The organism is Acetobacteraceae bacterium, from assembly GCA_004843165.1.
Lineage (GTDB): Bacteria > Pseudomonadota > Alphaproteobacteria > Acetobacterales > Acetobacteraceae.
The window spans coordinates 1,475,118-1,488,614 of sequence record CP039459.1; the positions used below are offsets into that span (position 1 = coordinate 1,475,118).

The window sequence follows — 13,497 nt, forward strand, 5'->3', positions numbered from 1 at the left end:
CTAAGTGTTTTTCTTCTTTAATTTTAACTTTATTAAGTGAGGGCGTTCATCGTGGAAAAAATCATTCCAACTAAAAAACAACCTATTCAATCTCAGAATGTGATTGGTCCTGCGCTAAAAAGAGCCATTTTTCTGATTGTCACCATTAAAGAAGGTGAAGAAAATTTCAAAAAGGTAAAAGAATTTCTTGGAGAGGTTTCCTCTTTGGAACGTGCAATCGGTTTCCGAGATCCAGCTGCGCAACTTACATGCGTCACAGGTATTGGTCGCCGGGCATGGGACCATCTGTTTGGAACGCCTCGTCCACGTCATCTGGAAGAATTTAAAGAAATCAAAGGGGCTAAACATACAGCGCCGGCGACGAAGGGAGATTTATTGTTCCATATTCGTTCGGAACGTCAGGATTTTTGTTTTGATTTTGCGCTCCAAATTTTGAATAAACTGGGCGATTCCGTAGCCGTTGAGCATGAAATTCATGGTTTCCGCTATCATGATGACCGTGATCTTTTGGGCTTTGTTGATGGCACAGAAAATCCCGCCTCTAAAAAAGAACGTAAAGTCGCTGTTCTTGTTGATGAAGAGCAAGATTCTCACTTCCATGGGGGTAGTTATGTGATTACGCAGAAATATCTTCATGATTTAGAAGGCTGGAATAAATTAAAAATAGAGCATCAGGAAAAGATTATCGGGCGGACAAAGCTTGAAGATATTGAGTTGCCTGAAGAAGAAAAACTTTCTTTTGATGATAAACCATCTTGTGCACATAATTCTTTGAACACGATTGAGGTGGATGGCGTGCAGATGGATATTTTGCGTGACAATATGCCTTTTGGAAATGTCAGTGAAAAAGAGTTTGGAACTTTCTTTATTGGTTATGCGGCGCAACCAGCAGTGACGCTCCAGATGTTGCATAATATGTTTATTGGTCGTCCAGAAGGGAACTATGATCGTATTTTAGATTTTAGCGTTGCAAAGTCAGGAAATCTATTTTTCTGTCCAACACAAAGCTTTTTAGATCAGATTGAAGCTTAAAAGCTTTTTTTCCTTTAAAGAAAAATTTTAATGTTAAAAATGTTCTTGAAGTAGTGTGTAAAGCACTTACTTTGGGAGCATTTTTTATTTATATTCCATAAAAATATTTATTTTGTTATCAGTGATATTTGGCTGTCCATTTCTTTTTTAGACTTCTAGGCGAATAATTTTTTATGGTTGTTGTTTATAATTCAAATGATACACATAATCCTAATGCGTACCTGACACTTGGTATAAATTGGGCAGCGCAAGAAGCTTTTGGAAAAGAAAATATTCTTCTAGCGGATACGCATACGCTCGCAAAAATAGCGGCCAGTGGCCAGCATTCGACACTTTTAGTTCTGGATGGGCAGCGTTTGGATCGTGCCTTGCTGCGCCGTGTAAAACCTGCTTTTTCGACATTAATTTTATGGACATTTGAAGATCCTTTTATGCAGGATCTGAATTTAGAAAATGCAGGATTATTTGATTTTATTTTCTCAAATGATCCAGAATCTGCTTCGTTTTACGGTGCAAAAGGGCATTATCTCCCTTTAGCGGCTTCTACAAAACTGCATACGCGTGCTGTTCGTACAGCCTCTGAGCTAGATTATGATATATTTTTTGCGGGTACGATGTGGCCAAATCGTACCAAAACGCTCACAGAAATTATTGATGCTTTTCCGGATGCACGTCTAAAGCTTGTTTGCCCCGTCAATCCATATCTCCCGCCACTGCCTGAAAAAATTGCTTCCCTTGCGCTTCAGCGTCCCATTAGCCATGAGGCTTTTGTTGATTTTGCTAATGCAAGTGCTGTGACAGTGACGTTGTTCCGTGATTATGCAAGCAGTGGGGATGTTGGGCAGGCTACCGCTCCAGGACCTCGTTTTTTTGAACTTGCTTTAGCTGGGGCAGCACAGGTTGTAGAGTCTGTTCCACGTATGAATCGAGAATATTTGGAGGTTCTTGAAGGCATACAAATTGCCGATGATTCAACAGCTTTGATCCAAGAAATTCGTAAACTTTTAGATAATAATTCCAAAAGAGCCCGTATCGCCAGAAAGGCTCAAAAATCTGCAGAAAAATTCCATCTCTATGAACATCGTTTGCAACAAATTGCCGATATTACAAAGGCGGATTTTTCTGCAAGGCCAGAACATGCCGTTGTGCCATTGATCCGCAGGCGGCGTTTGCGTGTGCTGCTCTGTACCCATTCCACCATTTACGAGCCGGATTGGGGTGGAGTTGAGGTTTACCAGCAGACACTTTGTTCACTTTTAGGCCGTGAAGTTGAATTTTTCTATTGGTTGCGTCGCAATGGTGCTTGTCGTTTAGTGGATGCATCTGGGGTCGAAGTAGAGTGTTTTGAGCTTGCAGATGCTACGCCTTGGGATGATGTTCTCTGTGATGGCACAGAGGAGCAACTTTTTTCAGGGATTATTTCTCAGTTTAATATTGATGTGGTTCATTTTCAGCATCTTGGCCATCATGCCCTGTCGTTACCAATGATTGCGAAAGCATCTGGCGCTGGTGTGGTCTTTAGTATGCATGATTATTGGCTGATTTCAGCACGTTATAACCTTTTAAATCCAGAGATTCGTCATAACGAAGAAGAGTTTATGTCCGTTCTCTCAATGGATATGATGCACTACCGTTCGGAGAAGATTCCACCGGGTGGAGAGCAGACACGTCGTGCTTTTATTTCACGCATGATTCATGATATTGATGCGTTTTTATTTGGAACGGAAAGCTCCAAAAAACTTCTTTTAAATGTCTATCCAAAGGCAGCGGAAAAAATTCTAAAGGTGAATGGCGTTCCAGCACCTGAAGGCACTTTTTTACCGCCATCAAAAAAATTCAAACCGCTTGAAGGAAAACCCTTAAAAGTTATCATTCTTGGTAATTTTTTACGTTCAAAAGGGGCAGATTCTGTTCTTTCTGTGATTGAAATGGCAAATCCACGTCATTTCGAGTTTTATATTTTAGGTTTTGTGCATCCTGAATACCAGTCTGTTCTCAATGAGCTTAAAAAGGATAACCTCCATATTCTTGGGCGTTACGATATGGGAAATATGTCTGAGCTTAAGGGGGCGGATGTGATGTTTGCGCTTTCCATATGGCCCGAGACCTATTGCATTTCCCTTTCCGAAGCATGGCGTTATGGGCTTATCCCTTTTGTGAGTGATGTTGGTGCTCTGGCAGATCGGGTTGAAGAAGGGGTGACAGGCTTTAAAGTGCCAATTTCTCGGCCAGATGTTTTGCTTCAAAAATTAGAATATTTAAGAAGTAATGATGCGCTTAGAAAAAAAGTGATTGAGGCTCTATCTGACAATCTTTGGGTTGATAATACAGAATATAGCAGGGATCTTTTTAAACTTTATCAAGAGGTTGCGCCACGTTCTGAAATGGGGACGGCAGAAACAGCCTTGGATATGGGAAGATTGCATTTTCTGCCACATGCTTCATGGCGCAATCAGGCACCGCCACGTCATATTTTTGATCCGCCTGTAACAAGGGATATTGGGGTTGATTTACCTGTAGCGATTACGGATTGGCAGGGGATTCAAGGGGCAGAATGTTATTTAGATGATATTTGCTACCAGATGACCGATATCAAAAGTTTGGAATATTTTAAACCTTCGGACAGTCTTCATTTGAGGGGATGGTTTTTTAATCCAACAGTTGGTTCTGCAGGGAAATTATTTATTGTTCTTTTGCCAGATAATGACTTGGACATGCCAATTTTTGTGGAAACCGTTCGGGAAGTCCGTAGCGATATTTCAAAAATCTTCGCAGAGGCACCACGCCGTTCAGGATTTTCTGGAGAGTGGGCACTGAGAGGAAAATGGTGCGAAGGGGTACATCGTTTAGCTGCCGTAAATGTGGTGAATGGACGTGCCTCCTTACAGCTTTTCCCTTTTAAAATTATGGTTAAAGGCGGAAAAATTTCAGCAGCCATTCAAAAGCCGGCTTCTAATCAGGAGATTTCGAAAGCTTTTGAGCGGATCTCTTCATGCGATGGGATTACACGTGGGGTTCGCTTAAGACATCTGCCAGGAGAACAGAATTATTTGCGCCGCGATCTTTCTCCGGCTTATTTTATTGATGATTTCAGTATTATTACCGCCTCAGATAATGAGGCTGATACGGGTGCACTCTTCTTGCGTGGGTGGGTTTGTTTCAATGATTTAGATCGTTCTGGCAATTTCTTTGCGGCTTTGGCTAGTGAAGAAAGGGAGGAACTTTTTTTCTTTGCCTTAAATAGAACACCTCGTGGAGATGTCCGGGTGATTCATACAGAGGCGCCTTTATGCTCCGGTTTTGAAGGGATGATTAAAGGATGGCGTGGCTGTGAAGGAAGTGAAAAACCCCTTAATGGTGCTTATCGACTCGTCTTGTTGACATTGATCGGGGATGGCTATGCTTTTGTGTCAACGGATTTGGCAGTCTCTTTTGAAGAGGGGCGTGCACAAAAAGTTGAAAAATCTCCAGGAAGTATAGATCAGATTGAGAGCTTAATTGAAAAGGCAGCAACAAAGGCGCAGGAAACTTTGCCGGCAGCTTTTGTCGAAAATATTGAAATAGCGACATCTTAAAAGTATTTTTTGATAAAAATTTCATTCGGATAAGAGAGAGGATCTGATGGCAGAGAAAATATTGCTTTTTGCGCCTTCCTCTGAGGGAATGAAACTTTCTCCTTGGCGTTTTTTTGATCCTGAATGGTATAGCCAGTACTATAGTGGTCTTCGAGAAGCTATGACAGAACAGGGTTATGGCGAGAAGGATTTCTTATCCTTCTATCAAGAGGTTGGCGTAAAATGGGGGCATTCTCCCAATGTTTTTTTTGATGAAATTTGGTTTAGATCGCTTCATCCTGATTTTTTAAAGACAGTTAATGAAGATAAAATAGTCTCTGGATTCCAATTTTACTGTGAAAAGGCAGGGCAGGAAAATTCTCCCCATTGGCTATTTGATGAAACCTTATACGCACGACAGGTTTTTGCCGCAGGGGTTACGAATTTTAAAGTTCTAGGTTTTGAAAATGGCTGGGCGCATTATCTTGCAGAAGGTGAGAAAGCAGGATTTGCGCCAAGCCCTTTTTTTGATCTGGAGCTTGTCGGCCGCATTGCTCGTCGATATCCTGCTTATTTTAAAGGGAAAGGCCTTTTAGAAGGTTGGTTAGGTCTGCCACCAAAAATCGCTGATTTATACCGTGTTTCTTGGTATTTCGATCCACGTTTTTATCTTGAAACTTATCCAGAGGCGGTCGCAGAAATCGCCTTAGGAAAATTTGTAAATGCCCTTCATCGTTATCTTTCACTGGCTCCTTTAGGTAAAGAAAATCCCTCGCCTTATTTTGACGAGATATATTATCGCCAAGCCAATGCAGATATTATTCCTTTTATTGAACGTGGTAATTTTCACAATGGATTTGATCATTTTTTGCGTTGTGGCGCAAAAGAGGGGCGCTCTCCCTTAGCAGAAATAGATTTAAAAGCGTATGGCGCTTTGCCGATTGTCCGTTCGCAATGTCAAAGTGGTGCATGGGATTCAGGCTTTGAACGTTTTATTGCTGAAAAAAATGGTTGTGCGGCAGAAAGTGGTTTTTTTAGTGCGCCTTTTTCAGAGAAGCAGACGAAAATTTATTTTCGAGAAAGTGCAAAAGAAGTTTCAAAATCTTTGATTCTCAAGGCTTCTGAATCAGAGAGTAAGCTTGATTTTTCTTGTCTTGAAATGCCAATTTTAAGCGTGATTATTGTTGCCTATAATCAAATTGATTTAACGTTGCAGACTCTCTTTTCTCTTCGGAAAAATTATCAAGGGAACATCGAGGTAATTCTTGTAAATAGCGGCTCTTCAGATTTTGTAAGAAAAATCTCTCTTCTTCTAAAAGGAGTGAGGATTGTGCATTTTGAAGAAAATATTGGTTATTTACGGGCTTGTAATCACGCCTTTTCTTTAGCAACTGCATCTAAAATTCTTTTATTGAACAATGATGTTCGACTTTTCCCCCAAGCTATTGAAAAAAGCCTTTCCCTTATGGAAAGTGATTTTGCTATAGGCGCTGTTTGTGCACGTTTGGTACGTCCACCAATGATTTTGCAGGAGGCCGGCTCTATTCTTTGGCAGGATGGTTCTGCTTATGGTTATCGCCGTGAAGATAATCCGAACATATCAGAGGCGCTTTTTCAAAGAGAGATTGATTATGGGTCTGCCGCTTTCCTCTTGCTTTCAAAAAAATGGGTCGAAAAATTAGGTGGATTTCTTTTTGATGAGGATTATCTTCCAGCTTATTTTGAAGATACAGATCTTTGTGTCAGGTTACGTAAGGCAGGGGCACGTGTACTTTACGAGCCAAGCTGTTTGGTTGAACATTTAGAGTTTGGAACATCAGGTTCCGAGGATTCTCATACGTTGATCCAACGAAATTTGCGAAAATTTATTCATAAGCATCAAGATTGGCTTAAAGAGCGTCCTCAAAGAACGGTTTTAAATGCTTTAAAAGGCAGAGATCCAGTCCTTTTTGGGAAAAAAGGGAAGGAACGCCGTCAAATCCTTTTTATCGAAGATGTTGTTCCTTTGCATCGCTTGGGCTCCGGCTATGGCCGCTCAGCCGATATTATTCAAGAAATGGTGCATTTAGGTTGGAAAGTGACGATCTTCCCTATTTTTAAAACAAGGGAGCCTGCTTGGCGTTTCTTAGGTGAGTTTCCAGATAATGTTGAAATTATGTCCGAGTGGGGATTGGAAAATCTTAAGGATTTCTTAGAGGAGCGCACAGAGCTTTATGATCTGATTTGGGTTGGCAGAACGCATAATTGGGTAAGGGTTCGTCAATATTTCAAGCGCTTGAATTTAAGCTGGGCATCTTTGCCAGTTATTTTAGATACAGAAGTTGTTGCCGCACCACGCACGCTTACCAAGAATTTTCTTGAGGAGACTTCTTTGGAGAAGTCTTTAAAAAGCGCGCATGATGTGAGAGATTTAAAGAATGAAAAGCTGCGGGCACTTTTAGAGGATGAGTTTAGGATTACACATGATTGCACAGAAATAATCTGTGTGAATGAGGATGATGCGTCTCTTGCAAAAGAAGTGGCTTGGCCGCCTGTCAAAGTCCTTGGGCATTTAATGCCTTCTTTTAATAAAGGGGAAGATTTCCAAAAGAGGGACGGTCTTCTCTTTTTTGGGGCGTTGCATAGTCAGGATTCCCCAAATTATGATTCCCTTTTATGGCTGACACAGGAAATCTTGCCAGAACTGGATATGCTGAATGGGGGAGAGGAGATCCGTGTTACAATTGCAGGCTTTATTGGAGAAGATATTGATCTTTTGCCTTTAAGTGGGCGAAAAAATTTACATTTTGTTGGCGCTGTTGATGATCCTGAAGCTCTTTTTAACCAGCATCGTGTTTTTATTGCGCCGACACGTTACGCAGGTGGTTTGCCTTATAAGCTGCACGAAGCAGCCGCACGTGGCCTTCCGATTGTTGCAACGGATATTTTAGAACGTCAGTTAGGGTGGAAAAATGGCGAAACACTTCTGAGTGTGCCCGTTGGTGAAAGTAAAGCATTTGCAAAATCAGCTTTAGCTCTTAATAGTGATCCTATATTGTGGGAGAAGCTACGGGAAAATAGTTTAAAAGCAGTTTATCAAGATTGTGATGTTAAAAAATTTCGCAAAGCCTTAGCAGAAGTCTTAGAAATCGTCTTTAAAAACATTGAGTAAGTATTTATGAGTGAAGAATTGCCAAAGATCAAAGTTTTGATTTGCTGTGGTGGACATTTTGAAAGCCAAGCAAATCGTCAGGTGCGTGAGGCGATCCAAAGTGGGTTCGAAGATGTTTTGGGAGAGGGACAGGTCATTGCTGTTGACATCTCCGGAGCAGGTTTTGCAATTTCTACTTGGAAACCAAATCTTGTTTTCGCCATTGGATCTTACTTACCTGAAAGTACATATTTTGGAGAAGTTTCAAGAGCTGCGCATGCTTGTGGTGCTGTGACGGCTTTTTGGGCAACCGAAGATCCCTATGAGCAGGATGCGCATTATCAGATTGCCGATGATTTTGATGTTATTTTTTCCTGTGATCGTTGGGGACATCATTTTTATCAGCGTGATAATGTTTTTCATCTGCCTCTGGCGGCTTCGCCAACGCTTCATTATGCCCCTATGGATGATTCGATTGAAAAAAATGTTGATGTCTTTTTCTGTGGGGTCGCCTTTAGTTGCCGTAAGGAAATTGTACGTTCCTTAATGCCTGAACTGCAAAAGGTAAAAGTCCGCTTTGTTGGGCCAGGTTGGGGAGAGTTCGGCCCCGGCTTTTCTGATGCACGTATCGAAAAGTCACAGTTGATTGAACTTTATAGTCACGCAAAGATTGTTTTGAATCTTGGACGTTCGCTACATTTTGAAAATAAGCGTTTTATGATCGCCCCTTCAACACCGGGGCCGCGAACTTTTGAAACTGCTTTAGCAGGTGCTTTCCAGCTTTTTCATGAAGAAACATATGAAATGCGTCGTTATTATGATGCGGATGAAATTCCCGTTTTTAGTAATCGCCATGATTTCGCAAAATTGCTCAAAATTTATTTAGGAGATCCTGAAAAAAGGCAGGCAATGGCACGAAAGGCTCAGCAAAGAACGATAGATAATCATCTTTATCGCCATCGTATTGAGGTGATTCTGAAGACTCTTAAAGAACAAAATCTTTTGAGTTTTTAAGCAATATTGTTTTTAGAAGCCCCCTCTTTTTTTGAGAGGGGGCTTTTTTTATGCGTGCTTTATTGTTGGTGATTTTGCTTTTATTTTTGTTTGAGGTGCAGGTCCCAAAGTAATTCGTGCAAGATTGTCTGGTTGAATCCAACGCTGAAAAGCTTTTTGAACCTGCTCTGCCTGCATATTTTCAATAGCTTTCATGGTTTCATTCGGCGTTTCCGGCGGCAGGTTAAGTGCTTCCAGAGTCATCCAAAGACTTGCAAGGCCAGAAAAACTTGCCCGTCCGATAAGCGCAGAGCGCAGGAGGGAATCTTTGGCAAGTGCCATTTCCTGCTCTGTTGGCGGTGCCTCTTGGAGTTGTTTTAGGTCCTTCACAGCCAATTTTTCAGCATTTAGAGCCTTTTCAGGATCAGAACCAAATCCAATTTCAAAACCCGTACGGGTGCGAGAATATTGAATGCCACTGCCGGCACTGTAGGCAAAGCCTGATTTGACCCGTAGATCTTTCATAAGGCGGGATGAAAAACCGCCTGCACCTAGGATTTGATTACCAACGGCAAGCGCATGGCGATCAGGATCACGGACATCTATTTGAAGATTCTCAACAAGTTTGACTTCATCTTGTGAGCGTCCAGGGTCGAGAATTCTCGTTTGGGACTTTTTGTTGGCAGGAAGATGGGGAAGATCAAGTTTTGGTGTTTCTCCCTGTTTCTGCCACCCTCCAAAATTCTTGAGAATTTCTTGATAAGCTTCTTCTGGCTGAATATTGCCAATGACAAAAATGGTTGTCAGATCTGGCCGGTAGGCTTTTTGGTATAAATTTTTGACATTTTGAAGTTTAAGTTGACGGATTGTCTCAGCTGTTGCTTCTCGGAGGGTTGGGTCATTTGTCGGAACCAAAGCTTTCCGGATAGCACGGTTGAAATGATAGGCGGGCGAGGTCATTTCTCCTTTTCTGGCCTCTGCCATCTCAGAACGTGTTTTTGTAAACCCTTCTGCTGGAAAGGCTGGTGTGAGTTCATGCTCTGCTAAGAGAGAGAGTGAGGTAGAAAAATCAGGTTTCCGGACAGAAAGGCTAAAATGACTCCCTGCGCTTTCACTCGCACAAAGACTATCGAAAGCTGCGGCAAGGGCTTTTTGGTTATGTTTGGTAGAGCCATAGAGGAAAAGTGCATCCGTAAGGTCAGAAACCCCTTCTTGCCCTTTAGGGTCTTGTAGCGCAGCATTCTGACGAATTTCACCAAAAAGTTCAATCGTGTTACTGACAGTTTCTGGCTGAACTAAAAGTTGTAAGCCGTTTGGCAGAATGTAGCTTTTCGGCGGGACGATTGGGGTAGGCGCATGGGCATGTCCCAAAGCTTTTTCAGCCCATTCAGGGAGGGTAACATTTTCCCCATTATCCGAGAGAAGATTTTCAGTACCGCCAAAGCCTTGAGCTGCAATCGCATGGCCTTTATCAGAGGGACGTAAAGAGGCGCTGATAACATTTGTATTTAAAAGCCATTTACGGAGAAGAGCATCTACGTCTTTCTTCGTAACCTTATCAAAGGCTTTGGAAAGCGTTTTTGGACTGTTGAGATGTTGAATTGCTAAAGCTTCTGACCAGCTCTCTGCCAGTCCGGAGATTGAATTGGCCTTAAAAGCAAGATTGGCAATCTCATTTTTTTTCGCCGCAGTAATAAGTTTCTCTGGAATGCCGTTTTGTCGATATTGATTTAGAATATTGGAGAGTTTTCGTTTGAAAACATCTCTTGGCTGTCCTTTAGGATATGCAATAAAGGCAAGTCCCATGCCGCCTTGCGCTTCAGCTTGGTAAGAAAAACCTGCTTCCAAAGCTTCCCCTGCGGGAACGAGTGCAAAGAGATTTCCCCGTTCACTGGCAAGGGTATCGGCAAGAATTTGTGCCGTTGCGTAATCAGGATCACGCATGCCGGGCATACGCCAGGCTTGAATTTCGAAAGAAACAGGATAGTCTGTTGGCAAAACAATATCTTGCTGTTTGACAGTACCCGGAATGATTTCTGGACTATCAGGCAAACGTTTTGGTGCGATCTTACCAAAATATTTTTTGACGAGTTCTAAAGTTTTTTTGGGGTCAACATCACCGGCAATCACTAAAATTGCATTATTTGGGGCATACCACGTATTATAAAATGCATGTAAATCTTCGGCCGTCGTTTTATCAAAAGAGGTGCGATCCCCTAAAGCATCTCGTTCATAAGGGGTATTTTTAAAGAGGATAGCACGTAATTGGGTAAGATAGCGGTAGGCAGGATTAGAAAGATCTCTCGAAACCTCTTGTTCAATCGCTCCTTTTTCATGCGCCCATTCTTTAGGATCTAAAGTGATCTCCTGCATACGGTCGGCTTCTATTTTTAATAGAATTTCAAGATTTTCTGCTGGTGCTTCGAAATAATACTGCGTGACGTCTGAAGTTGTGTCGGCATTATTGTGATTGCCAAGCCGAGAACTGATCGAAGCCAGTTGAGAGCGACTAATGTTAGGCGTGCCGTTAAACATCATATGTTCTAAGGCATGGGCATTTCCTGGAAAATTTTTGGGTGCATTTGCAGAGCCAACGGAATAATTTACCATCGTTTGGACAACGGGCGCTAATGGATCTTTGATGATCGCAACCTGAAGGCCATTTGAAAGCGTATAGCGTAGCGCCGGGGCTCTTGTTTCGGTAAAGCTGGGAGCGTCTTCTCGTGGCGTGTCGGACTTTGCTGCAGGAGGCGCCGTTTTTGTTTCAGGCGTTGCTTGCGCAAGGGAAGTATTTATATAGAAAATACTGCTTAAGATTGTTGCGGAAAGCAAGAGAGCGTTTTTTTTTGCAAAATGCAGAGGGGAAGTAGGGGCGGTCATGATGGTGAGAAGAACTTTTCTTGCCGTTTGAACAAAATACAGAATTATTTAAAATTATACTGGTAGGGTTATTTTAACTCAAGAGAATGAGAGCAAAGCGGAAATATGGATTTAGTAGGATTTGCACATAAGGTTGATGATGCTTTAATTGATCGGGTTTTTCAGCCTGTTTTGGATTTGCTTTGGGCAGGAAAGTCGCCTTGGCGGCTCGGACTGAATTTTCAGCTTGGTTCTTTGGTTTTTTTGGGTTTCTCTCTTTTTATTCCGATTTTAAAAGGTCAAGGCAGTCTGGGCTTTAATCTTTCACAAGCTGTGGGATTGGCCGCTGGTATCATTTTATTTTTAGGCTTTTCCCGTATGCATATTGTAGAGCGGGCGGGGATGGGGAATCCAATGCGTCCTGCCTTATTTAGTTATCGTCTTCTTGTTTTGGCTTTTTCTTTTTATGATATTTTTTCCATGATGCGGGAATATGGCCCTTTGGCGCTACCAAAAGATTTGGCTTCGTTGAGTGATATTGTTTTCACCATTGGCCTTTATGTCATGGCCTGCCGTACAGCTCCGCCTAGAAATCGCAAGCAGGTGACTTCTTATGCGTGGCAGCAAAATTTTTAAATTCTTAAGGAGCGCTTTTTCTTTTGTTTTTAGAAAACAAAGTTTCTAAAGTTTCCTAGGATATTTAAGTATCTAAGATGCTCTCTGGGATCATAAGCGAAGGATGAAAATGATGGTTATCTCCTCTCCAAGAGATTACGAAAAAACGGCTAAAAAGCGTCTTCCTCCCTTTTTATATGCGTATATTGCTGGAGGAGCCGGGGAAGAAGTTACCTTAAAAAATAATCAAAAAGATTTAGCACAGATTGCTTTTCGTCAAAGGATTCTAAGTGAAGCGGGAGAGATTGATCTTTCGACAAATCTTTGGGATCAAAAACTATCAATGCCGCTGATTTTAGCGCCTGTTGGATTAACAGGCATGTATGCACGTTATGGCGAAGTGGCGGCAGCAAGGGCAGCTAAAGCTAAGAATATCCCTTTTACCCTTTCAACCGTTGGGGTTTCGCCAGTTGCGCAATTGGCGCATAAAGTCGGCTCAGATCATTTATGGTTTCAGCTTTATGTTCTAAAAGACCGTGCCTTTATGAAGGACGTTTTGGAAAGAGCTTGGAATGCTGGGATTCGTACCTTGGTTTTTACGGTTGATATGCCCATTCCGGGAGCCCGTTATCGGGATCGTCATTCAGGTCTGGAAGGGCCATTTGCATCTTCTAAGCGTATTTTTCAGGCGATGACACATTGGGGTTGGTCTTTTCCTGTGGGACTTTTCGGCCGTCCGCATGATTTGGGAAATATTTCTACCTATATGGGAAAACGTGTCGGGCTGATGGATTATATGGGATATCTCAGTCAAAATTTTGATCCCTCAATCGGTTGGAAAGATTTAGAATGGATACGCCAATTTTGGAAAGGAAAAATGATTCTCAAAGGCATTTTGGATAAGGAAGATGCTAAAGAGGCCGTACGTTTCGGAGCGGATGGAATCGTTGTTTCCAATCATGGCGGACGTCAGTTAGACGGCGCCATTTCGACCAGCAGCGCTTTGCCCATTATTGCAGATAGCGTAAAGGGACAAATTAAAATTTTGGTGGATTCCGGTATTCGCTCAGGGCTAGATGTCATGCGTATGCTGGCACTTGGTGCAGATGCGGCAATGATTGGCAGATCTTATATTTATGCTTTGGCAAGTGGTGGTGAAAAAGCGGTTGTTAATCTTTTAAATCTTTATGAGCGTGAAATGCGGATTTGCATGACCTTAACGGGGGCCCGTGACATTGCTAGTTTGACGCCGGAGCGTTTGGTTAGGGACTTCTGAATAAAGAAATAAAGGCAGGCTGAAAAAACGCAGCCTGC

At 42.2% G+C, this 13,497-nt stretch carries 7 protein-coding genes; 6 read left to right on the forward strand and 1 reads right to left on the reverse strand.

The annotated features are described in order from the left end of the window. Positions 1 to 63: 63 nt before the first annotated feature. The 4 genes from FAI41_07180 to FAI41_07195 all read left to right on the forward strand — a co-directional run bounded on the left by FAI41_07180 (position 64) and on the right by FAI41_07195 (position 8,730). On the forward strand, positions 64 to 1,032 hold the full coding sequence (locus FAI41_07180) for a Dyp-type peroxidase (protein ID QCE33819.1): 969 nt from the start codon (positions 64 to 66) through the stop codon (positions 1,030 to 1,032). A gap of 173 nt (positions 1,033 to 1,205) precedes the next feature. Then, positions 1,206 to 4,607 (forward strand): glycosyltransferase, encoded by a 3,402-nt coding sequence (locus FAI41_07185; protein ID QCE33380.1) that lies wholly within the window; start codon positions 1,206 to 1,208, stop codon positions 4,605 to 4,607. A gap of 46 nt (positions 4,608 to 4,653) precedes the next feature. Further along, positions 4,654 to 7,737, forward strand: a complete 3,084-nt coding sequence (locus FAI41_07190; GenBank protein ID QCE33381.1) for a glycosyltransferase — start codon at positions 4,654 to 4,656, stop codon at positions 7,735 to 7,737. A 6-nt stretch (positions 7,738 to 7,743) separates the two neighbouring features. Then, positions 7,744 to 8,730: a hypothetical protein gene (locus FAI41_07195; protein QCE33382.1), complete on the forward strand. Its 987-nt coding sequence runs from the start codon at positions 7,744 to 7,746 to the stop codon at positions 8,728 to 8,730. Between the two features lie 48 nt (positions 8,731 to 8,778). On the opposite strand, the gene FAI41_07200 is transcribed toward FAI41_07195, so the two are convergent. Continuing rightward, a complete protein-coding gene (locus tag FAI41_07200) occupies positions 8,779 to 11,589 on the reverse strand; it encodes an insulinase family protein (GenBank protein ID QCE33383.1) in 2,811 nt (936 codons plus the stop codon). 105 nt (positions 11,590 to 11,694) lie between these two features. On the opposite strand from FAI41_07200, the gene FAI41_07205 reads away from it, so the two are divergent. Then, a complete protein-coding gene (locus tag FAI41_07205; protein QCE33384.1) occupies positions 11,695 to 12,204 on the forward strand; it encodes a hypothetical protein in 510 nt (169 codons plus the stop codon). 112 nt (positions 12,205 to 12,316) lie between these two features. Then, entirely contained in the window at positions 12,317 to 13,459 is a 1,143-nt protein-coding gene (locus tag FAI41_07210) for an alpha-hydroxy-acid oxidizing protein (protein QCE33820.1), read from the forward strand. Positions 13,460 to 13,497 lie beyond the last annotated feature (38 nt).

What these genes read in the sequence shown, in the direction of transcription:
- FAI41_07200 (QCE33383.1), bottom strand. Translation starts at nt 11,589, where the DNA reads ATGACCGCCCCTACTTCCCCTCTGCATTTTGCAAAAAAAAACGCTCTC.
- FAI41_07210 (QCE33820.1), top strand. Translation starts at nt 12,317, where the DNA reads ATGGTTATCTCCTCTCCAAGAGATTACGAAAAAACGGCTAAAAAGCGT.
- FAI41_07190 (QCE33381.1), top strand. Translation starts at nt 4,654, where the DNA reads ATGGCAGAGAAAATATTGCTTTTTGCGCCTTCCTCTGAGGGAATGAAA.
- FAI41_07205 (QCE33384.1), top strand. Translation starts at nt 11,695, where the DNA reads ATGGATTTAGTAGGATTTGCACATAAGGTTGATGATGCTTTAATTGAT.
- FAI41_07185 (QCE33380.1), top strand. Translation starts at nt 1,206, where the DNA reads ATGGTTGTTGTTTATAATTCAAATGATACACATAATCCTAATGCGTAC.
- FAI41_07195 (QCE33382.1), top strand. Translation starts at nt 7,744, where the DNA reads ATGAGTGAAGAATTGCCAAAGATCAAAGTTTTGATTTGCTGTGGTGGA.